Raw genomic sequence first — 19,387 nt, 5'->3', positions numbered from 1 at the left:
TTCTCCGGGGTTCAAATGACCCACGCAATTGAACCCGACGGTCCACATCTGGACTTTGCTAATAGAAATGCCGCTGCATGGGCAGTCGAAGACGAAGCCATCGACGCAAAACTTGCGGATCTCGAAGCAAAACACGGCAAGAAGCCCAACATCGTCTATGTCCTGACAGATGACATCGGTTGGGGTGAGCTTGGATGGCAGGGCGGCGGCAAGCACCGCGGCACGCCGTCAGAAGAGCTCGACAAGATGGCCTTTGACGGCATGCGCTTTTGGTCTGCTTATGCAGAACCCTCCTGCACGCCTTCCCGCATCGCCATCAACACGGGCCGACACCCGGTGAGAACCGGCCTTTTGTCGGTCCTGTGGCCTGGCATGGAGGACGGGCTGTCACCTGAGGAAGTCACAATTGCTGAAGTCCTGAAGGAAGAAGGCTATAACACCGCCATGTGGGGCAAGTGGCATTTGGGCGACCTGCCTGAACATGCGCCCGAGAACCAAGGCTATGATTATGCATACTATGGATTATTCAATGGCGCGCCGGATTACTGGCAGGCGTCCTTTGATGACCGCAGCGGAACCTACCCCTTTGCCGATTTCCCCGGAAACGAGGAATACAAGGCACGCACCGGGATCGACCTGTCGGTTGCAGGTTATGTTGGAAAGGCCGGAGAAGGCCGCACCCCGATAGAAGGCGCAGCTGGGGTTCTGTCGCCCGAGCGTCAAGAAGCCTTTGAAAACGAGTCGATTTCGCAAATCACAAGCTATGTAACAGAGCACGCGCAAGACGAAGACCCGTTCTTCATCTACTGGGCGTCCTATGCCTTGCAACTGGCGCCGTCAGAGGAGTTTTTCGACGCGCCCGGTGTAGATAAAAACAATCGACAGGCCTCGTTCATGATGCTGCACAACAATCATATGCGCCAACTGCTGGACACACTTGAGGACCAAGGTATTGCCGAGAACACCCTTGTCGTCTGGATAAGCGACAATGGGCCAATGTATGCCTTTTACCCAACTTCGGGCTACACCTTGCTGCAAGGATCCAAAGGCGAAATCCTCGAAGGTGGAGTGCGCGTCCCTGCGATGGCCTGGTGGCCCGGCATGATCAACCCCAGACAGGATCCGATCGATACACTGCATGTGACAGACCTGTTCACCACAGCGGCGCGCATTGCCGGCGCAACTGACCATATCCCAAATGACCGGATCACCGATGGCGTCGACCAGACTTCGCTGTTGCTGAATGGCGAAGGCCACGGACGTCGCAATTTCATGGCTTACTACAGTGGGCCTAAGCTTGGCGCCATCCGCTACGAAGACTTCAAGATCCATATCAAGGAAGGTTCCGGTGGTCTTCCAGGCATGGAATTTTATAACATCAAACGCGACCCGGGCGAAAAATACGGCCAGCTTTACCCCGGCCTTTTTGCGGTAGCGCCCATGCAGAATCTGCTGGGTCAGCATACGGGACGGGTGCAGCAATTTCCGCACCGCGCGCCGATGACCCCTGAAGACGCCACACTCACTGCGCATGACTAACAGCGATCTTGGGGTTTGCGCAACGGCGAGCCCCAAACGCCGGGAGAAGAAAAAATGCAAAACACGAAAAGAGCATTATCTGCCTTCGGATTGCTGTTGTCGTTTCTTGGCGATCAAGCTCATGCCGAGCCGATCCCGCTGGCAGGGCAAGGCGAAACCGAATGGCGGCACACTCTGGCGCTTTACGCCTTTCTACCCGCGCGGACGAGCGGAACATCCACCATAGCCGGAACTACCGTTCCGCTTGATCTTGATTTAAGCGACGCGATCAATCTTCTCGATTTTGCAGCCGCAGGTCGTTATGAGGCCTGGCGCGGCGATTGGGGGTTCATCCTGGATGCCAACTATATCGGACTGGAGGCTGATGGCGCTCTGCCAACTCCGGGCGGGGCTACTTTCAAGGCCGACATTCGGCAGAAATGGCTGGGGCTTCTGGCGGCCTATAAAATTGTCGATGCAGTTGGTGACAATGGTCAGCGCTACGCCTTCGATCTGCAATTAGGCGTCCGTTACAACTCGCTGCGACAGGAAGTGACGATATCGGCACCTGCGCCCCTACCGACACTCGGCGGAGATGAAGGCTGGTGGGAACCTGTGATTGGTGCCCGAGGCACTTGGGTTCTGAACGACCAATGGACAGCCATCGCTTCCCTTGACCTTGGCGGTTTTGGAGCCGGGGGAAACGACCTGCAAGTCGGCGCCAATGTCGGTGTCGACTGGCGCCCCTGGGAGAAAACCTCGCTGTTCTTTGGGTGGCGTTACTACAGCATGGATTACAGAACCACACTGTCGACAGGCCCATTTGCCTATGACGTTTCTCAGCACGGCCCGGTACTGGGCGTGAAATTCAGGTTCTGAACCATGGCATGCCCCGCGATTATCTGCTTCGGCTGTGCAAACTGCTCCACGCAACTCGCCTGAAACTGGGTGCCTCCGGAGCTGTGCAGGCGCAGGAAAAGGCAACTGAGAGAGTTGAGCCCACACCCATAGTGCGCCGCTTTGAGAACTTTCCTTTTCCGGTAACGGTGCTCCGGGGCCTGTACGAATTGGAGCCGGTTGGAGAGCCCTAAGAATACAACTGGACGCTACCCCTACTGGGCCACGAGGCCGCCCAAGGGGGTATCATCATGCCCGAGCCGTGGGGTGTTTCCCTGCTCTATGTCTTGGCAAGCAGGACACGCTGATTACAGATCTTTCGGTTGCGGTCAGCCTGGTCGCTGCGCCGCCACCTGAACCTATGAACTCAATGAAGTCGCGCCCGTTTCCATCCTGATCAGTTTTCCGTTTTTCACAAGCATGACGACCATAACCGCTTCACGGCTGCCTCTAGGAAACTCCATAAAAGAATGCGTCACGAGAATGTCGTCATTTTCGTAAACCACTCTGTAGTCCCGCCTGACCGGCCTGGGACCATCAGACGTCCAAATATTGATCATTTCTTCTTTGGTGATTTCGCCACCGGATTGATGTCTGACATAACAAAATCCGTCGACGATCAGGTCTTGAAATGCGGCCCGATCTCTTTGGTCAAAAGCACTTTGCCATTTCTCTGAAAACTTCATTGGCGAGCTCCTTTCACCATAGACGTTTACTAAGCCAGAGACTGCAATGCTTTGATTTACCTCAATCGAATTAGGGACCAGTTCGGGTCTCGGGCGACCGTAGAGCCCTCCGTTAATTGTTCACCTATTGAACGTTTGATCTCACCGTTTTCAAGGGTCCAGTTTACCACCTCCACGAGGTTCGGTTAAAAATCCGCAGGGTTGTGCGTGATTGAACGACTGGTCTGGCAGAGCACCGCGGCGGCGGGAACCTTGATCAACGGCCGGTATGGGTTGCTCTTACCTCCACCGATCGACACCTAATGTATCGCGATGCCTGCTCGGCGGCAAAAAAACGCCAAACTACTCGCATAATTTCGGGGAACCGGCCCTTTTTATGTCGCGCCCATAGATCATTTGGCTGACGCCAGCCCAAAAAGCCGCTGCTTCGCACATCGGGCAGGGTCGAGAGGATGAATACATGACCGTTTCGCCCAAATCCCGGCTGACTAGACGATTTGCTGCATCTCTGATCGCTGCCATTTCGGCATGGGCTGTCGGATCTTGATCCAAGATGACCCGGCTCCAGGATTGGCCAACGATAACCTTGTCGCGAACCAGAACAGCACCATACGCCTGGTCGCCATAGTCAATTGCAGCCTGACGCATATCGAAGGCGCGCTCCATGAAATTCTCGTCGCTGGGGTCAATCGGTTGTGAGATTGCCTCGGCCTCTGTTGTGATAGTGTGGCCAGCAACAGGGTTGCTCAATCCAACCGTCAAAGCGGCAAGACCCGTTGCAGTCAGGATTCGACGCCTTGGAACGATCGATGCGGGCCAGCAGCCCAAATTCGTTTTTTCAAGCTTGTTCATTTGACGCAAATACCGGATCTGGCTTAATCTTGGGCGTAGCCGCCTTACCATTGAGTTGGCTCCTGCCCGAGTCTAAAGGGCACGGGGTCGCAGCTCAACGTTACGGTTCGCCAGCGGTGTTCCTGCAAGAAAATCTAGTTCTTCCGGTCTGCGGAGCGACACTCAGTCAACTTGTCTAAGCCGCTCTGCCATCTCGGAATATTCGCGACTTTCGGCGTGAAGGAGCGGCGTGACACCTTCCCGGTCAGCAAGCGTTCGGTCGCTCCCGGCTTTGAGCAAGGCATCGAGCACCGCGTAATGGTTTTCACCCCCGTCACCCAAAACCACAGCCTCCATCACTGCCGTCCAGTGCAGGTTATTAACGTGATCGAGTGGTGCCCCAGCAGCGATCAGTCGGCGGACGACCTCAACATGGCCGAGATGCGCAGCTGCGATGAGCGCCGTACCGTCGTAGGGGCTGGTCGTGAGGCCCGGATCGTTGCCAAGCTCGATCGCGAGCGACATCAGATCAGGATCGTCTGCCACCGCCGCAATCGTAACCACATCGTAGGCCTGACCATCAAGAGCGTTCATGTCAGCGCCGGCCTCAGCCAGCGCGCGCAAGGCCTCATCTTGCGAGGCAAATGCTGCCACGTGCACCGGGGTGCGGCCCCGAGGATCGCGGGCGTTGACGTTTTCTCTCTCCTCCACAAGTTGCAGGATCTTTGTGACGTCACCCTCCTGAGCGGCTTTGAAGAGCCCTTCATAAGCAGCGATCTCGCGAGCGGAGGGCGGAGTCTGTGCCGTCCCTACAGTAGCGGTGAGGCTGATCAGGATCACAAAAAGCGCGAGGCGAGTCATAGCAAATCGTCCCATCCGTTTGCGTAATGAAGGTCAGCAAGACAGATATGCGAACAAGGTTGAGTCTCGCATATCGTAATGGCGAGCAGCAGTGGCGCTCCTAATCTTGAACTCGATATGGGGCAGCTGCAACAACCAAATCGACCGCTATGAGAGGTCGAGTTGGTCGCGCACGGTTGTCGCCTGTCAAACTCGGTTGCCGCGCGTCGCATGAACGGCAGCAATGCGAAAGCGGCAACGCAGCGTTGCGGGTTGTGACGAATGGTAGGAAAGGGTCGCATTCACCTGTTCAGACCTGCCACGCGCAAACTCTGTTGAAAGCGCTTGCGATCTTCCGGTCGCGCGAAGGGACGCGAACCCTGTTGCCGACCTTTCGAACGCTGCCTTCCAGAATGTATCGCACACCGAGTTCCAGGGCGGTTTGCTCCGCACCGACAGCGCGACCTTGGTAGGAAAAGCTTGTACTGCGAGAGATCACGAAGAACCAATGAAACCTGGTCAGCGCAGAAATGACATATTCGGCAACACCTTCGGAAAAAAACCTGGTCTGCATCGTCGGACAAATTGTCTAAGGCCATCACGGCAATCGAAGGTCGTTCAGTCAACTCAAAACGATGCCTCCGTATGGCAGGTGCTGACATTACCCAACCATAAGCGACCAAAGGATCTTCGATGTTTTTGAGTTTTTGAGTACCCAGACTGTTGAATTGATCTGAAAGCTTGGCATCAATGCTTCGCCGCGCAGTTTCAGAAATCACAAGTGATCCGGGCTCAGCCAGGCCCTGAAGGCGTGCGGCCACGTTGATCCCGTCGCCATAAACGTCTTCTTCGGAAAAACTTACATCACCGCTGTGCAATCCCATCCTCAGCGTGATCCGAGGATTATCTGTCAGTTTTTTGGACAGCCATTGCGCATGCGATGCCACTGACCACGCCGGGAAATTCGACCAACCAACCGTCCCCCATGCTCTTAATCACCCGGCCGTCATGCTCACCAACTCTTGGAGCAAGAATGTCGCTGCGAAAACGGCGCAGCGCTGTCAATGTGGCGACTTCGTCCTCACCCATGAGTTTGGAATAATTTGCCACATCTGCGGCCAGCCTTCGTTGAGAGCTGTTTAACATTGCGGAAGCTTAGCCGACGCAATGCGAATAAGAAACTTCAGTGGTGTTGGCATCTGAACACCAAGTAACACGAGCGCTCTGTTGAACATGCACGCGCGTCATTGGTGGTTCGGCGAGATGCCGCTGGTCGAAGACTTGACCCGCGCGAACGTTGAGAACATCATCGCCTCGGTAAGAGAGTTGAACCAAGACAACGGGATGAGCTGAGCAGTGCTATTGGACAGTCGCAGATGGATCGGGCTGATGCTCGTCGCGGTCGGTGTGTTCGTTGCCGCCCTGCTTTTGTCCGGCGGTGTCGCTGAGGCCCATGGAAAACATGAGCCTTCCGTGGTTTCCCTCGAGGTTCAGTCGCATGCTGAACATGCTGCAAAGGACCACCAGGGCCATTGTCACGGTGGGGCGTTCTGCAGCGGCCCTGCGATCGTCCAACCGTCAAATTTGAACGCGGATTTATTGGGATGCAGTGAACGGTATGGTCTGCCGCGCGCGACGAAGGGCATCCCGGTGGTTTCGAGCTTTGATCCGCCCCCACCCAAAGCTCTGATCTGATCCGTATCCACACACACCGTCTGGTGTGAAGAGATAACTCAGACAGGGAAGTCCAATGAAAACTGAAAGACTGTTTCTGGGCGCCGTGGTTGCGTCCGTTCTGGCTGTGATAAACCAATCGGTGTTTGCGCACGGCGGAGCTACCGGCGTTGTCAAAGAACGCATGGATGGCATGGGAGTGATGAAAGAGGCGATGAGAGTGCTGACCCCGATGATGCGGGGGCAGGTCGACTATGATGCTGCTGTAGTGCGCGAACGGTCTGAAGATATCAGCCGCCATGCGGGTGAGGCGCTGACCAGACTGTTCCCCGAAGGCAGCCTTGATGCACCATCCGAGGCGAAGCCAGAGATCTGGCAGGACTGGGACGCGTTTTCAGCCATGGCCGAAAAGCTGCGTGTGACGGCGGACGGATTGGCGGAAGCTTCCGAAAACGGGTTGGAAATGTCGGGCGAAGCGCCTGCTGTTGGTGGTATCATGGGCGATCAGGGAGGCTCAATGATGGGGGGTGGCATGATGGGCATCGGTGCAGGCTCCGATATGATGGACCTGTCACAGATGCCGGCTGACGGGGTTTTCACCATGATGGGACAGGTCTGCTCGGCCTGCCATACACGCTTTCGTGTCGAGAAATAGACCGGGACGATGCGTATGTGCTATCGTCTTGGGCTGGCTGGCGCTGTTATCGCCGCAGTTAGCCTTGCCGGCCTGATGGCCTGGCCGATCGGCCAGCCTCTCACGCCTCTCGCCCTTCAGGGGAATGTCGACCGAGGTGCCTATCTGGCTCGCGTATCCGGCTGCATCGCGTGTCATACCGATTTCGCAAAAGGCAGAGCACCGCTGGCGGGTGGAGTTGCATTGGATACCCCGTTTGGTACGTTGTATTCGCCGAACCTCACCACCGACCCTGAGCACGGGATTGGAGGTTGGAGTCAGGCGCAGTTTGCCCGCGCCGTCCGCGAAGGGGTCTCACCCGAAGGGCACGCCTATTACCCAGCCTTCCCCTATTCTTTTTATGCCAGCTTCTCGGATCAGGAAATTGCTGATCTCTGGGCAGCATTCCAAACCGTGCCACCGGTCGCCACACCCTCTCGCCCACGCGAAATGATCTTTCCGTTCAACCAGCGCTGGGGGCTAAAACTTTGGCGTGCCGTCTTTCTGGACCCTCCGAGGACAGAGCCGGTCGCGGGTAAGAGCGCGGCATGGAACCGGGGTCGCAAGCTGGTCGAAGGGGCCAGCCATTGCGCAGCCTGCCATACAGCGCGCAACTTCGCAGGCGCGCGCAAATCGGACACGGAGCACTTTCAGGGGAGCGATGCGCTGCCCGGCGGTGAGAAGTCACCAGCCATCGATCACCTGACATTGACGACCAGGGGATGGGACGCGGCAAGCCTGGCCTATGCCCTGCGCACTGGCATCACCCCCGAGGGCGACGCCTTTGGCGGGTCCATGGGCGAGGTCGTGCTTTACGGCACAAGTTACCTGACCGAGGCCGACCGGACAGCCATCGCGACATATCTGATGGACGAACATGAAGGGGGATGAGGCAATGAAAACCGGAACAATTTTTGCATTTGTCCTGGCGGGGATAGTCGCGACCGGCGCTGCAGTCGCCTGGCTCGCGCCGTCGAGCACACAGGCGGGACCGCCAGTGCAACCGGAAGAGTCCAATGGTGAGGAAGGTGCAGTGCTCTATGCCGAGTTCTGCGCATCCTGCCACGGCGCCGATCTGGAGGGGCAACCCAATTGGCGCGCCACAAATGAGGATGGCACCCTGCCTGCTCCGCCTCATGACGAGACCGGCCATACCTGGCACCACGGGGATGCGCTGCTGTTTGACTACACCAAACAGGGTGGTGAAGCAGCGCTGGAAGCCCGTGGCGTGTCGGGTTTTGCCAGCGACATGCCGGGATTCGGCGACGGCCTGAGCGACCAGCAGATCTGGGACATCCTGGCCTATATCAAATCCACCTGGCCCGAGCGCATCCGCGACATGCAGGCGGTGCGCACCGAAATCGAACAGATGCAGGGCGGCTCATGACCGCCCACTTGACACATATCATGACACTTGCCCGCGGTTTCGGTCACAAGATCCATCGTCACACCGCAGGCGCGAAAACGGAAAGGAAATGACATGACCACCCCGACCCTCGACCGCCGCCTCTTCCTGGCTGGCCTCGGTGCCTCCGGCATCGCTCTGGCCTCGCCGGCCCTGGCAACGACACAGCCGCTGGTGCAGGTCCTCAAGGACCCAAACTGCGGATGTTGCGGTGCCTGGATTGACATCATGCAGCGCGAGGGATTCGAAATTGAGGTGCAGAACGCCTCCTGGGAGACCTTGTCGCAATATAAGATCACCAAGGGTATCTCGGAGGAGATGGCGTCCTGCCACACCGGCCTTGTCGAGGGTTACATCATCGAAGGCCATGTTCCGCCAACCGATATCCGGCACCTTCTGGACGAGCGCCCAGATGCCGTCGGGCTGTTCGTGCCGGGCATGCCTTATGGCTCGCCCGGCATGGGGCCGGAGAGTGAGAGGGAGGCCTATTCGGTCTTCCTGATCCGCAAAGATGGCACCACTGAAGTATTCCAGTACTACGCGGCTGCCTGATCCGCGTCTTGCAATCGGCAAAAGCAAGGGGCGGGTTACTTGGCTCGCTCTTTTGCGGACCACAAGTAAACAGCGGCATAACCTGTTGTCGATCAACACATTCTCGCTACGAAATCTCCAGTGGAGCCAGGAAATTTCGCCGGAGATACTTCGCCCAAGAGCGGTTATTGGTCATGTACAATTCGCAGTTGGGAAAGCAATGGACAGGATAGATTTCCACCGTCGCATTGGCAGTGAGTTCGTCCAGCGCAACTTCCAGACATCTCAGTTCGTTGATTTTGCTGCGTACATTGGAGTTATGAAGTTCTGCCATCTGCTTTACGGATTGGCAGTCTTCATCGCCCACCTCTGACAGGTCGAGCAGCGCCTTTGCCTCAGCAAGCGGGAAGCCTAATTTCCGGCACTTCTTCGCGTTCATAGTAGCGGATGGTTTCAATGCCGACCCCGCTTTGCCGGGAGGCCTCTCCAATCGCAATCATGTGAAGGTATCCATCTTGATCCTGTAGCAGCTACAGGAGTTATACATTGTCAGGGTCATCGCTGAAACGCCGTGCTATGATGACCGGTTGGGGGGAACGGTATGCAGAAATACCTTAGCCTAAGCTACATAGGATCGCTATCTGCGCTAGGTGTGGCGTCCTGCTGTGTACTACCTATGGCGATGATGTTGCTGGGGTTGGGCGGCAGTTGGCTGGCTGTCTTCGGTAAAATTGCAGCGGCAAGTCTCTACGTGCTGGCAATATCGACGGCGCTTGTCGCAGTGTCGTGGCTGGTATCTCACCTCCGCGGGTCGGCGGCGCGACTAAAGTGGTGGCTTGTAGGAAGTACCGCAATCACGGGCCTCGCATGGGTAATTGTGCTCTACGAAGGTCAAATCAACGATTACCTAGTTATGCAGATGTGACATAATGACAGAGCAAACCGTGGTACTGGAAAGCACATTGACTTGTCCGAAATGTGGGCACGTTGAAACTGAGAAAATGCCAACTGAAGCCTGCCAGTGGTTTTATGAATGCAAGTCGTGCAGGACAGTATTGAAACCGCTCGAAGGCGACTGCTGCGTCTACTGCTCATATGCCACTGTGTCGTGCCCGCCCATTCAACTGGGCGACAGCTGTTGCGGATAGGTTGAACGGATTTGACAGACCCCGTCGTCTTCCAAATCTCGAAAGTACGGCGCGATCCACCTAGATCCGGTTTGACTGGCCGGGCAGTAGAGGCGAGGTGTAGTACTCGACGGCAACTATAGGCCAGAGCCGCTCTGTGGCCGGAAATCGTACCGCCGTTGAAAGCCATGTTGTACCAATGTAGGCCAAGATATCCCAGATTTCTTCATCAGAGCTAATATCTGCCAATCCGGGTATTCCGCTTTTGATGTTGGTTGTGCCCCGCACTGCCAACGCCCCTTGCCCGCCGAGCTTGGTTTAGGTGAAGAGAATATGGTTGTCATGGTGCCAAGTGTGCCCGGTCTCGTCGTGAGGCGGGGCAGGCAAAACTCCATCAACGTTTGGTCGTTGCCAGTTCGGTTGCCCTGAAGCTCGGCACCGTGACATGAGGCACACTGCCCTGCATATAGCGTCAGGCCCCGTGCGATATCTCGATCGTCGAGTTAGTGACCGGCGACCGCGAATGTAGGGAGCAGAATTGCGGCTTAGAATGCGATCCGGCTGATCATGTTACCTCTACCCACGTTTTCATGCCGGTGGCGGAGTGTCCGAGCATGTGGCAATGCAACAACCATTTCCCGGGATTGTCGAAGACGCAAAGGATGTCTCTGCTTTCTCTGGCATTGACCAGTGACGTATCTCGGAGTGATCCGAGTGATCCGCCGTCAGCGATTTCGAAGAAGTGCTGCCCGTGCAGATGAATTCCGTGGGGAAATGAGGTGTCGTTCACCAAGGAAATCTGAACAGCGGTACCCCGGTCCACCTTCAGCCATGGTTTTTCTGGAAGGTCCGAAACCCCATTGAAGGACCAGATATCCTCTCCCGGATGCCGCCCGCCCATTGCTCCGCCCTGCATCCGCAGGGTTTCGCGGCGATCTGGTTCACCGCTTGGCGCTACGATGCCGTTCGACGGCAGTCGCTGAATCTCAGAAGTTCGAGGAGAGGGATTCGACCCATCGACAGTAATTAAACCCAGGCGGTAGTTGTCTTGTCCGGACCAGAAGCTGAACTCGATATCGTCCACTACGTCGGCAATAATGTCGGCCCGCTGCGCAGGAGCCAGTGTGACTGTTCCGACCTCCTCGACCCGACCGAGTGGCATACCGTCCAGAGCCACAAGTTTCCCGTCGATCCCTTCTACGGCGACCGGAAAGACCCTAGCATTCGCCGTGTTGATCAATCTGAGCCGAATGCGATCACCCCGTCGGACCGAGGACTGAGAGGGAATGACCTTCGCATAATTCCCCAAGCGGCCGCCATGGGCGAAATGGAACATCCCATCGAAGTCGTCGATGAACTCGGCGTTCTCACCTAGCCGCCAATCGTCGACGATAACGACGATATCGGCATCCACGTCTGGAGGCGCGGTTTCTTGCACGATCAGAGGGCCATACAGTCCCCTGGCGACTTGCTCCCACGACCGGCTGTGTGAATGGTACCAGAATGTCCCTGCGTCTGGGGCAACAAATCGGTACTCGAAGTCACCGCCGTCAGGAACGGCCTCTTGAGTAAGCCCGGGTACACCGTCCATCCTATTGGTAATACGAATGCCGTGCCAGTGAACGGACGTGGCTTCACCGGTTCGGTTCTCGAAGGTCACAGAAAGTTCGTCGCCTTGCCGGACCGTCAGCAGTGGCCCAGGGGTGCTGCCATTGAAGCCGAGCGACGGAGTCGGCCCATACTCGCTGAATTCCCCTGTGAGGATTTGGGCGAGCACCGGTTCTGCTGTCAATCTTTGCGGGCTCGCCATACTCCACGAGGGCGTAAGTGCGGCGGCGGCTGTCGAAGCAAGGAAAGTGCGTCTCGAACAAGTCATTTGTCTATACGATAGACTGAGTGACACGACTTGCAACCGCCCCGAGTGCGCCCATCGCCGCATTCAAATCCGATGGTTCGTTGATGGATGTCGAAAGCCCTAGTGCATTGGTTTCGAGTTCAGTCGACTTGGCAGTGAATTCCTCGAAGTCAGATCAAATCTCTGGCTTCGCCTCGGACCTTGGATCGGTCTCATTGGGTTCGAATAATCCCGGAGCCGCCGATGCGTGTTATGCGATGGACGCAGCCGCTGACCTTGCCGAAGTTGCGTTGAACTCCGTTGCTCCTTTCACCATCTTGCCAAGGGTTTTCATGTTCGCAGCAATGGCACTCATTCCATCCATTCGCGCTTTCACCGCTGGGTTCTGAACTCCCTGGTGGGCCAGAGCGACAGTCGCGGTCACGAGAGCTATGCCAATAGCGGAATTTTTCGTTTCATATCTTGTTCTCTTGTCCAACTGATGCCGTTGGCCCGCTGCAGTTCTCAGACCTAGGCAATGATCATGGTCACTTCCTAGAGCTCGACAACAACACAGCGGAACGCGCGGTGAAACCTGTGGCCATTGGGAGCAAAAACTGGATGTTCGCAGCCTCAGAAGGTGGCGGAAAAGGTATGGCTGCCGATTTTTTCTTCATCGAAGCCGCCGCGGTTTAAAGCGTCGATCCGCAAGCTTGGCTGACATGGGGCCTCGGCCAAATAGCCGACCACAAGATTAATTGTCTCGATGAACTCAAATACTAGCGCTACGCTGCTCACGCAGCGTAGCGATGGTCATCTCGTCACGCCAGAGCACCCGCAACAGACGTCACGTTGAGCGGCATTGCCACCCCCGTATGCTGAGGATGTCGTGCAAAGACCGCAGTTTTCAGTTTGCCTGTTCCACGTTGCACTTGCGGGCCGCCTCGATCGCCTTGAACGTGCCATCAAGGCTGACTTGGAATGCGGCTTTGTCCTCAGGCATCACAATCATGGTGTAACGCTTCATGACGTCGTCGACGAAGTTCGGGTTGTTGGCAAGGATGTAACCACCCTTATAGCCCTCGGCGAGGTTTTTCGTTTTCGCCCTGGCATCCGCGTAATATGGTTTCTCGTCGAGCAAGAGGTGGACTTTGCCGTCCTTGAATTTCAGGTCAGCCTGAGTAAACACGCCGAGATAGCCGAATTTTTGGTCTTCGGTCAGCCCCATCTGTACGACATTGGAATTCTCATCTTCTCGCTCGATCAGGCAAGAGCCGCGGCTTTCGTCGACGTAGATCGTCCAGCCTTCCTCTTCGCCCCATTTGCTGAACGTGGCGTCAGCAGACGGAATTACTTCAGAAGCAATCCCAGCACCTGCAGTAAGCCAAGTCAAAAGGGCCGCGGAGCCAATAACATTCTTCACTGACATATTTTTCTCCATTTTCTGATGTGCTTCCGATCCCCCAAAAGGGTCGAAATGCATCATCATACTATAGGTTGTGTAAAGTCAATATACTATCTCTTAAGTAGTTTTTAGAGAACGATTAGGCCGGATCCGAGGCTATGATTGGCTCCAGACTAATTGATTTTCAAAGCCAGAATATGACGGCTGTTAAAAGGCAAGGTATGACACACCCTAGTGTTATCGAAATTTCCCCTTGAGAACCGTTGAGTTTGCTTGAGCGTGATATCATTCAAGCCGTTCCCCATGGGAGAAGGTCGCCGAAGACACGCTTTTCGTCGATTTTGTTGAAAAACACGTTGGTTTTGGCGCATTGAAGCAAGCTACTGCGGTGATTGGCTTGGAGTGTTTCTTGCTGGCCCGCCTTGTTATCTGGTGGCGGGCACTATGGGTTTGAGTTTTGCCAGTTTGCAAAGGTTTTGGGCGGTAGCGACGGAGTAAATTCGCCTAGAACGCCGCATGGTCCACGTAATCGGAGACGACCCAATCCGAGGATGCGTTTGAGATGGGCGAAGAGCATCTCGACCTTCTTTCGTCGCTATTGGGCGGAGGGGCTGTATTCCGAGGCCATACAGAGCCGCGCAAAATCTCTAACGAATTCGTATTTCTCGCGGCTGATGCTGCGCGTGGCTGTGTTTGGGCAGCACTTGGCCTTCGACAAGCCTGCCTGATACTCAAATTTGAGGCTGCTATGTTGAGCCTCCCCCAAAGAAGAGGTCCGCCCCTATGTTTAGGAAAGCGGAGGACCACAGATGGCAACGAGGAGACCAATGCCCGAAAAGATTCTCGTGTAGTTACGGCAGGTTGAGGTGCTGATGGAGTAAGGCATACCTCGAATTGGTGCAATCAGACAGATCGGTGTGAGAGAACAGAACCTACTACCGTTGCAAGAAGAAGTACGGTGGAATGGGCACTGAACAACTTAAGGAACTGAAGCGGCTCCAGAAAGAGAACGAGCGACTGCGGCGAGCTGTTTCGGACCTGACGCTGGACAAGCTGATCTTGCCCGAGGCTGCAAAAGGAAACTTCTGAGCCCCTCGCGCCGCCGTGCATGCATCGACCAAGTTCGTAGTAAGATGAAGGTTTCCGAGCGTCGCGTTTGCCGTGTCTTGGGCCGGCATCGGTCTACACAATGGCGATCGCCACAAGGGCGTGCCGATGAGGAACACCAGGTAGCTGATATGATCGAGCTGGCGCGCCAGTTTGGGCGATACGGCTACCGCCAGGTTTATCCCGATGCATAGAGCCCCACTTCGAGATCATCGACGTCACACTCTTGCTTGATGCTGAAGGCATACTGCCCGTCTGGCTGCAAGCGCACTTCAATTTCTTCATCAATCGGCATCTGCGCGATCGCAGTTGCAAGGTTTTCGCTATAGCCCAACTTGGCACGCAGGAAGTCTCGCGCATTCATCATCTCCACGGCATTGTTCGGGTAACAACCAGATGCAAAAGCGAGTGACCATGCATCGCCTCATTTCTTCGATGCAAGCACCGCAATTTTACTAGGTCGCTTCACGTCCTTCCGCGAGTCGATCAATGCCGAGGATGCTTATTGCCCAGGATGGAAAAGCTGAGCTGTTCATAGCTCAATGTTCCTTCATGTTTTCAATCACCGCCTCTATCTTGCCCCCGCCAAGCCTGCATAGCTCTTTCTCATTCAAAGTGGGCTGGCCACGCACGATGGCGCGGTCAACCTCTTCAAGCTGGTCCAAACGTATGGGCGTAGTATTTCCAAATGTTTCCAGGTGATCTGATCGCACCGGGCCAATGACGCTGCTCACTAAAAGGTCACTTGGTGCTGCCACGAACGACAAGATGAAACCCAATATCTTCCTGGTGTTTGGCTGCGCTCCCATCTTTGAGACATTCCAGAATTACCTCGGCTGACCGCTGACCAATACGGTTGCCCAAAATTCGAATTGTTGTCAGACCGGGGTGGATGAGTCCGGCAATGCTCGCGTCACCTATCCCCGCGACGCTGACATCGTCAGGAACTACCAAACCACCGAGCTGTAACGCCTTGATCGCACCAACGCCGATAATTTCGTTGGCGCAAATAAGTGCGTCGATTTCTTTGTGAGATGCCACTAAATCCGCCGCCTTCGCGCCGCAGCATTCAATGTTCAGCGGGTCATCTACGTTCTTGCGAACTGGAGGCGGCAGGCATGCGTCCTCGAAGGCCGCGTAAATGCCGGCACTGCGCTTTGCGGCTCGGTTCTCATGTGCCTCATGATCTTCCGTGCCCGCGACATAACCAATGTTCTTGTAGCCGCGTCCCAGCATATAAGTTGCAATGTCATACCCGGCCTGGAAGTTATCGAAACCCACCGCCATGTCGATATGACCTTCGGCAATATCCCACATTTCGACAACCGGAATGCCAGCATTGCTCAGAAGATTTCGGGTTACATCCGTGTGAAGCGACCCGGTCAGTATCACACCATCGGGCCGACGCCCCAGAAATGCCCTTGTCAGCTTCTCCTCTTTTTCCAAGCTGTAGGATGTGCAGCCAAGCAGCAATTGATACCCTGCTGTTTCCAAGGCATCAGAAATCCCCTGGATCGTGTCACTGAAGACCGAGTTGTCGATGGTCGGAACCATCGCGACGATCACGCCACTGCGTTTGCGCCGAAGGGTGTTGGCCGCAAGATTTGGCACATAGCCCAGAGCATCAAGCGCTGCTTCCACCCTTTGCCGGGTTGCATCGGCGACTTTGCTCGGTTGATTGATCACACGCGACACTGTCATGGCCGAAACGCCCGCATGTTCGGCAACCTTTATGAGGTTCGCTTTGCCTTTGAGAAAGTCGCCTTTTTCGGTCGCCATTGCTGCCCTGCTGTTGTCCTAGTTTTAAAACGACTCGACAAAAGGCCGTTTGATGTTAAGCTTAACACTACAGGATTTTGTCTGCATAGACCTGTTAGGCCATAACCGAAAAACAAAGCCCATGCAAAAAGCGGCGCCCCGGGAAATGCGACATAAACATGGAGGAACAGAAATGTTAAGCTTAACATCAGCTAATGTGGCGCAGGCAAGTCTTTTGTTCTGCGGTGCGGTTTTGGCGCAATCGGTCGCAGCGGCAGATTTCGAAGCACGCCCCCAGGGCGGCATCGCGGGTGCACTTCTGCCAGAAGAACGCGCCCTTTGGTCTTACAACACTGAATCCAAAGCCTTTGACGTTGTCGAGGGTGACGCTTCTGCGCCATACGCGCCCAATCTGCGCGCTCTGCCTGATGGATCGAAAGTTGGTTTTGCAGAAGGCTGGGCGGCAATTCCATTCTCTTATGCAATTAACCAGCGTCTTTACGAGTTGGCTGATGAACTGGGGTTCGAGGTCGTCTACTGCGACAATGACTTCAAGGCTGACAAGGCCGTCTCCTGCGCCGAGCTGATCGTACAGCAAGGGGCCGATGTTGTCATCGAGTCAAACTGGCAATCCGGTGCAGCGGCGGCGGTGATGAACATCTTCAACGAGGCAGGAATCCCCGTCATGTCCGTGGATGTCGTTCATCCAAACGCCATATTCCTTGGTGCCGACAACTATGTCAGCGGACTGATAGGCGGACAGGCTGCGGCAGAACATGCCAAGGCCCTTGGGCGCTGCGACGATGTTTCGGTTTTGGTGGGAGTTAACCCCGGTGAAGGGGATGCCGCGAACGAGCGTCTGTCAGGGTTTGTCGACGGTGTACAGACCGTTTGCGGAGCGTTGCCCGAAGACCGGATCGATGACGAGTTGATCGATGCCGGAACGACGGATCAGGCCCTGACTATTGTCACCGACTGGCTCACTGCCCACCCGGGGGCCGGATTTGTTCTGGCCACCGCCATTGATGACCCGCGCGGATTCGGCATGTCGAATGCGCTGGCGCAAGCCGGGCGCGAAGGTGTCGCGGTTGGGATCGGCTGTGACGATATCGGTGTGGCAGCGACACGCACTCCGGTTGCGGAAAACAACTTCCTCGGCTGTGTGGCATACTTCCCCGAGAAGTATCCTGACTACGCAGTTTCGGTCGCGGCCGACATTCTGGAGGGTCAGGCAGTACCGCAAGAGGTCCATCTTGAACACATCTTCCTCGACGCCGAAAGCATCAACGATGTCTACCCTGCCGAATAACTCCGAAGTATCTGATACGGGCGTCAAATCTGGCGCCCGTTCCCCACTGATCGAACTGTCTGGAATCACAAAATCGTTCGGCAATGTCGATGCGCTCTCTGGTGTTGATCTGCAGATCGGTGAGGCGGAGTCTGTTGGGATCATCGGTGATAACGGTGCGGGCAAGTCGACTTTGGTGAAGGTCCTGTCCGGGGTCTATCCACCCAGCGGTGGGAGCATGCGGTTTCGTGGGCAGAAAGTGCGGTTCAATAGCCCTCTGGATGCGCGCAGCAACGGGATTGAGATGATCTATCAGGATTTGGCGCTTTGCGAAGATCTGGATGTGGCACAGAACATCTTTTTGGGCCGGGAAATCAAGAAACGGCTGGGGCCATTCAGCGTCCTCGACAAACAGGCAATGACGCGCGCGGCGGCAGAGGACATCGCCAATATGGGGTTGGATTTCGACGTCGAGCGCGAAGTCGGAATGCTGTCGGGTGGCGAACGGCAAATGGTAGCCGTCGCCCGGGCGCTACAGTTTGCCCCTTCCGCGCTTTTGATGGACGAACCGACTGCGGCGCTTTCGGCAGAAAAAATCCGCAGGCTTTGGGAGTTGATCTCTGAACTGAAAACCCGCGGTGTATCGATCTTGCTGGTCAGCCATCGCTTCACAGACATTCTCAGCATATGTGATCGGATCGTCGTTGTGCGCGGCGGCCGAATTGCAGGCGAAATGAAACCGCACGAGCATCCCCCGGCACAAACGATGGCGATGATGACGGAAATGATGACGGGCGATCGAATCACTGAAGAGGTCGGCGCATGAAATTGCTGGGTGCATTGATGAATTCCAGGGTCTGGGGTCGCGGCGCGGCAGCGATCAATCCTGGACTGGTACTGGCGACCATCGCCGTCTTTGTTGTGCTATGTTTTGCGTCTCCGTACTTTCTGACCACCAACAATCTGCTCAATGTCGCCAAAGCACTTGTGATTGTCGGAATTGCTGCAGCCGGCGAGACGGTAGTAATCATCGCAGGTGGTTTTGACCTTTCTATTGGGTCGACCATGGCGGCGGCGGGGATGTTGGCAGCCTATCTGCTGGATATTGGGTCAGGAGTTGGGCCTGCATTCATGGCCGCAATCGTGCTAGGAATTTGTATCGGTGCGGTCAATGGCACTCTGATCGCCTATTTCCGGATCAACCCCCTGATCACAACGCTTGCGACCCTTGCGATCATCAGGGGGCTGGCCTTTGTGATCTCGGACGGGCGGGAGATCATAATTACCGACAAGACATGGCTTAGTCTTGGAACCGGAAAATGGGCAGGCATCCCCTATATCGTGTTGATCCTGATATTGGTGTATTTGGTCTTTGCGCTTGTTATGCCCCGCACGACATTTGGCCGCTATGTCTACGCCATCGGTTCTAATTTGCGGGCTGCGCGGTTGTCGGGCATATCGACCAAACGCTGGCAGCTGGCAATCTACATCACCTGTGGTGCAACGGCGGCCCTTGCTGGGCTGATGCTGGCGGCGCGCACCGGAAACGCGCGCCCCGCTGCGGCAATGGGATTCGAACTGGATGTAATCACGGCGGTTATTCTGGGGGGTGCCAGCCTGAAAGGAGGGCGCGGTACGATCCTTGGAACAGCCATCGGTCTAATCCTTTTGTTCATGATAAACAATGGCTTGACCTTAGCACAGGTGCCATCCTTCTGGCAGCAGGTTGTCAAAGGGTTCATCTTGCTCGCCGCCGTTCTTTACGACGAAATCCGTAGCGGTCGAAGCGACGACAGTTAGCAAACATCGGCAA

General features: G+C 55.8%; 25 protein-coding genes and 2 pseudogenes. 14 read left to right on the top strand and 13 right to left on the bottom strand.

The features are described from left to right. Nucleotides 1-15 precede the first annotated feature (15 nt). Together AB1E33_RS27420 and AB1E33_RS27415 are read left to right on the top strand one after the other, a co-directional pair. Entirely contained in the window at nt 16-1,539 is a 1,524-nt protein-coding gene (locus tag AB1E33_RS27420; RefSeq protein ID WP_372580401.1) for a sulfatase-like hydrolase/transferase, read from the top strand. A gap of 15 nt (nt 1,540-1,554) precedes the next feature. Next, complete coding sequence (locus AB1E33_RS27415) at nt 1,555-2,397, top strand: outer membrane protein (protein ID WP_372580400.1); 843 nt, start codon at nt 1,555-1,557, stop codon at nt 2,395-2,397. 377 nt (nt 2,398-2,774) lie between these two features. Here AB1E33_RS27415 and AB1E33_RS27410 read toward each other — a convergent pair whose 3' ends face one another. The 3 genes from AB1E33_RS27410 to AB1E33_RS27400 form a co-directional block, all read right to left on the bottom strand. After that, nucleotides 2,775-3,101, bottom strand: coding sequence for a nuclear transport factor 2 family protein (locus AB1E33_RS27410; protein ID WP_372580399.1), 327 nt, complete (start codon nt 3,099-3,101; stop codon nt 2,775-2,777). A gap of 342 nt (nt 3,102-3,443) precedes the next feature. Continuing rightward, nucleotides 3,444-3,953 (bottom strand): nucleoside deaminase, encoded by a 510-nt coding sequence (locus AB1E33_RS27405; RefSeq protein WP_372580398.1) that lies wholly within the window; start codon nt 3,951-3,953, stop codon nt 3,444-3,446. A 162-nt stretch (nt 3,954-4,115) separates the two neighbouring features. Then, nucleotides 4,116-4,793 carry an ankyrin repeat domain-containing protein gene (locus AB1E33_RS27400; RefSeq protein WP_372580397.1) on the bottom strand — a complete coding sequence of 226 codons (678 nt, stop codon included), beginning with the start codon at nt 4,791-4,793 and terminating at the stop codon, nt 4,116-4,118. A gap of 1,206 nt (nt 4,794-5,999) precedes the next feature. Between AB1E33_RS27400 and AB1E33_RS27395 the strand changes: the two genes are divergently transcribed. The 6 genes from AB1E33_RS27395 (at nt 6,000) to AB1E33_RS27370 (ending at nt 9,076) form a co-directional block, all read left to right on the top strand. After that, nucleotides 6,000-6,125: a hypothetical protein gene (locus tag AB1E33_RS27395; protein WP_372580396.1), complete on the top strand. Its 126-nt coding sequence runs from the start codon at nt 6,000-6,002 to the stop codon at nt 6,123-6,125. Nucleotides 6,126-6,161: 36 nt separating this feature from the next. After that, nucleotides 6,162-6,467: a hypothetical protein gene (locus AB1E33_RS27390; RefSeq protein ID WP_372580395.1), complete on the top strand. Its 306-nt coding sequence runs from the start codon at nt 6,162-6,164 to the stop codon at nt 6,465-6,467. 55 nt (nt 6,468-6,522) lie between these two features. Next, nucleotides 6,523-7,101, top strand: coding sequence for a c-type cytochrome (locus AB1E33_RS27385; protein ID WP_372580394.1), 579 nt, complete (start codon nt 6,523-6,525; stop codon nt 7,099-7,101). A 9-nt stretch (nt 7,102-7,110) separates the two neighbouring features. Continuing rightward, nucleotides 7,111-8,010, top strand: coding sequence for a cytochrome C (locus AB1E33_RS27380; protein WP_372580393.1), 900 nt, complete (start codon nt 7,111-7,113; stop codon nt 8,008-8,010). Between the two features lie 4 nt (nt 8,011-8,014). After that, on the top strand, nt 8,015-8,506 hold the full coding sequence (locus tag AB1E33_RS27375; protein WP_372580392.1) for a c-type cytochrome: 492 nt from the start codon (nt 8,015-8,017) through the stop codon (nt 8,504-8,506). A 93-nt stretch (nt 8,507-8,599) separates the two neighbouring features. Beyond that, the gene (locus AB1E33_RS27370; RefSeq protein ID WP_372580391.1) at nt 8,600-9,076 is read left to right on the top strand and encodes a DUF411 domain-containing protein; all 477 of its coding nucleotides are present in this window, start codon (nt 8,600-8,602) and stop codon (nt 9,074-9,076) included. 106 nt (nt 9,077-9,182) lie between these two features. Here the strand turns inward: AB1E33_RS27370 and AB1E33_RS27365 are convergent, their stop codons facing one another. Continuing rightward, on the bottom strand, nt 9,183-9,494 hold the full coding sequence (locus AB1E33_RS27365; RefSeq protein ID WP_372580390.1) for a MerR family DNA-binding protein: 312 nt from the start codon (nt 9,492-9,494) through the stop codon (nt 9,183-9,185). Beyond that, complete coding sequence (locus tag AB1E33_RS27360; RefSeq protein WP_372580389.1) at nt 9,451-9,555, bottom strand: MerR family DNA-binding transcriptional regulator; 105 nt, start codon at nt 9,553-9,555, stop codon at nt 9,451-9,453. Before AB1E33_RS27360 ends, AB1E33_RS27365 begins: the two co-directional genes overlap by 44 nt. A 429-nt stretch (nt 9,556-9,984) precedes the next feature. Between AB1E33_RS27360 and AB1E33_RS27355 the strand changes: the two genes are divergently transcribed. Continuing rightward, nucleotides 9,985-10,203 (top strand): GDCCVxC domain-containing (seleno)protein, encoded by a 219-nt coding sequence (locus AB1E33_RS27355; RefSeq protein WP_372580388.1) that lies wholly within the window; start codon nt 9,985-9,987, stop codon nt 10,201-10,203. Between the two features lie 116 nt (nt 10,204-10,319). On the opposite strand, the gene AB1E33_RS27350 is transcribed toward AB1E33_RS27355, so the two are convergent. The 3 genes from AB1E33_RS27350 to AB1E33_RS27340 form a co-directional block, all read right to left on the bottom strand. Next, nucleotides 10,320-10,658 (bottom strand): hypothetical protein, encoded by a 339-nt coding sequence (locus AB1E33_RS27350; protein ID WP_372580416.1) that lies wholly within the window; start codon nt 10,656-10,658, stop codon nt 10,320-10,322. An 89-nt stretch (nt 10,659-10,747) separates the two neighbouring features. Then, complete coding sequence (locus AB1E33_RS27345) at nt 10,748-11,974, bottom strand: multicopper oxidase family protein (RefSeq protein ID WP_372580387.1); 1,227 nt, start codon at nt 11,972-11,974, stop codon at nt 10,748-10,750. A gap of 313 nt (nt 11,975-12,287) precedes the next feature. Further along, the gene (locus tag AB1E33_RS27340; protein WP_372580415.1) at nt 12,288-12,371 is read right to left on the bottom strand and encodes a hypothetical protein; all 84 of its coding nucleotides are present in this window, start codon (nt 12,369-12,371) and stop codon (nt 12,288-12,290) included. Nucleotides 12,372-12,499: 128 nt separating this feature from the next. On the opposite strand from AB1E33_RS27340, the gene AB1E33_RS27335 reads away from it, so the two are divergent. Next, on the top strand, nt 12,500-12,712 hold the full coding sequence (locus AB1E33_RS27335) for an IS66 family transposase (protein WP_372580386.1): 213 nt from the start codon (nt 12,500-12,502) through the stop codon (nt 12,710-12,712). A gap of 211 nt (nt 12,713-12,923) precedes the next feature. On the opposite strand, the gene AB1E33_RS27330 is transcribed toward AB1E33_RS27335, so the two are convergent. Both AB1E33_RS27330 and AB1E33_RS29635 read right to left on the bottom strand, forming a co-directional pair. Continuing rightward, a complete protein-coding gene (locus AB1E33_RS27330; RefSeq protein ID WP_372580385.1) occupies nt 12,924-13,445 on the bottom strand; it encodes a hypothetical protein in 522 nt (173 codons plus the stop codon). A gap of 401 nt (nt 13,446-13,846) precedes the next feature. Continuing rightward, a pseudogene (locus AB1E33_RS29635) lies at nt 13,847-14,136 on the bottom strand (transposase); the annotation flags it as partial. 151 nt (nt 14,137-14,287) lie between these two features. Here AB1E33_RS29635 and AB1E33_RS27325 point away from each other — a divergent pair. After that, nucleotides 14,288-14,707, top strand: a pseudogene (locus tag AB1E33_RS27325) (transposase); the annotation flags it as partial. Here AB1E33_RS27325 and AB1E33_RS27320 read toward each other — a convergent pair. From AB1E33_RS27320 to AB1E33_RS27310, 3 genes are all read right to left on the bottom strand, one after another. Continuing rightward, nucleotides 14,707-14,901: a hypothetical protein gene (locus AB1E33_RS27320; protein ID WP_372580384.1), complete on the bottom strand. Its 195-nt coding sequence runs from the start codon at nt 14,899-14,901 to the stop codon at nt 14,707-14,709. The pseudogene AB1E33_RS27325 and the gene AB1E33_RS27320 sit on opposite strands and share 1 nt — an antisense overlap. A gap of 166 nt (nt 14,902-15,067) precedes the next feature. After that, nucleotides 15,068-15,262: a hypothetical protein gene (locus AB1E33_RS27315; protein WP_372580383.1), complete on the bottom strand. Its 195-nt coding sequence runs from the start codon at nt 15,260-15,262 to the stop codon at nt 15,068-15,070. Nucleotides 15,263-15,269: 7 nt separating this feature from the next. After that, a complete protein-coding gene (locus AB1E33_RS27310; protein WP_372580382.1) occupies nt 15,270-16,307 on the bottom strand; it encodes a LacI family DNA-binding transcriptional regulator in 1,038 nt (345 codons plus the stop codon). A 172-nt stretch (nt 16,308-16,479) separates the two neighbouring features. Between AB1E33_RS27310 and AB1E33_RS27305 the strand changes: the two genes are divergently transcribed. The 3 genes from AB1E33_RS27305 to AB1E33_RS27295 are packed head-to-tail and all read left to right on the top strand — an operon-like array spanning nt 16,480 to nt 19,374. Beyond that, on the top strand, nt 16,480-17,595 hold the full coding sequence (locus tag AB1E33_RS27305; RefSeq protein ID WP_372580381.1) for a sugar ABC transporter substrate-binding protein: 1,116 nt from the start codon (nt 16,480-16,482) through the stop codon (nt 17,593-17,595). Continuing rightward, nucleotides 17,576-18,400 (top strand): ATP-binding cassette domain-containing protein, encoded by an 825-nt coding sequence (locus AB1E33_RS27300; RefSeq protein WP_372580380.1) that lies wholly within the window; start codon nt 17,576-17,578, stop codon nt 18,398-18,400. Before AB1E33_RS27305 ends, AB1E33_RS27300 begins: the two co-directional genes overlap by 20 nt. Then, entirely contained in the window at nt 18,397-19,374 is a 978-nt protein-coding gene (locus AB1E33_RS27295; protein ID WP_372580379.1) for an ABC transporter permease, read from the top strand. Before AB1E33_RS27300 ends, AB1E33_RS27295 begins: the two co-directional genes overlap by 4 nt. Nucleotides 19,375-19,387: the final 13 nt, after the last annotated feature.

Source organism: Ruegeria hyattellae, assembly GCF_041537925.1.
Classification (GTDB): domain Bacteria; phylum Pseudomonadota; class Alphaproteobacteria; order Rhodobacterales; family Rhodobacteraceae; genus Ruegeria_C.
The sequence above is the reverse complement of the archived record's forward strand: the minus strand, read 5'-3'. Positions and strand labels throughout refer to the sequence as shown.

Coding starts and splice junctions, on each gene's coding strand:
- AB1E33_RS27365 (WP_372580390.1), bottom strand. CDS start 9,494: ATGAACGCGAAGAAGTGCCGGAAATTAGGCTTCCCGCTTGCTGAGGCA.
- AB1E33_RS27370 (WP_372580391.1), top strand. CDS start 8,600: ATGACCACCCCGACCCTCGACCGCCGCCTCTTCCTGGCTGGCCTCGGT.
- AB1E33_RS27390 (WP_372580395.1), top strand. CDS start 6,162: ATGCTCGTCGCGGTCGGTGTGTTCGTTGCCGCCCTGCTTTTGTCCGGC.
- AB1E33_RS27375 (WP_372580392.1), top strand. CDS start 8,015: ATGAAAACCGGAACAATTTTTGCATTTGTCCTGGCGGGGATAGTCGCG.
- AB1E33_RS27380 (WP_372580393.1), top strand. CDS start 7,111: ATGCGTATGTGCTATCGTCTTGGGCTGGCTGGCGCTGTTATCGCCGCA.
- AB1E33_RS27305 (WP_372580381.1), top strand. CDS start 16,480: ATGTTAAGCTTAACATCAGCTAATGTGGCGCAGGCAAGTCTTTTGTTC.
- AB1E33_RS27330 (WP_372580385.1), bottom strand. CDS start 13,445: ATGTCAGTGAAGAATGTTATTGGCTCCGCGGCCCTTTTGACTTGGCTT.
- AB1E33_RS27405 (WP_372580398.1), bottom strand. CDS start 3,953: ATGAACAAGCTTGAAAAAACGAATTTGGGCTGCTGGCCCGCATCGATC.
- AB1E33_RS27360 (WP_372580389.1), bottom strand. CDS start 9,555: ATGATTGCGATTGGAGAGGCCTCCCGGCAAAGCGGGGTCGGCATTGAA.
- AB1E33_RS27385 (WP_372580394.1), top strand. CDS start 6,523: ATGAAAACTGAAAGACTGTTTCTGGGCGCCGTGGTTGCGTCCGTTCTG.
- AB1E33_RS27340 (WP_372580415.1), bottom strand. CDS start 12,371: ATGAAAACCCTTGGCAAGATGGTGAAAGGAGCAACGGAGTTCAACGCA.
- AB1E33_RS27295 (WP_372580379.1), top strand. CDS start 18,397: ATGAAATTGCTGGGTGCATTGATGAATTCCAGGGTCTGGGGTCGCGGC.
- AB1E33_RS27355 (WP_372580388.1), top strand. CDS start 9,985: ATGACAGAGCAAACCGTGGTACTGGAAAGCACATTGACTTGTCCGAAA.
- AB1E33_RS27400 (WP_372580397.1), bottom strand. CDS start 4,793: ATGACTCGCCTCGCGCTTTTTGTGATCCTGATCAGCCTCACCGCTACT.
- AB1E33_RS27420 (WP_372580401.1), top strand. CDS start 16: ATGACCCACGCAATTGAACCCGACGGTCCACATCTGGACTTTGCTAAT.
- AB1E33_RS27410 (WP_372580399.1), bottom strand. CDS start 3,101: ATGAAGTTTTCAGAGAAATGGCAAAGTGCTTTTGACCAAAGAGATCGG.
- AB1E33_RS27300 (WP_372580380.1), top strand. CDS start 17,576: ATGTCTACCCTGCCGAATAACTCCGAAGTATCTGATACGGGCGTCAAA.
- AB1E33_RS27310 (WP_372580382.1), bottom strand. CDS start 16,307: ATGGCGACCGAAAAAGGCGACTTTCTCAAAGGCAAAGCGAACCTCATA.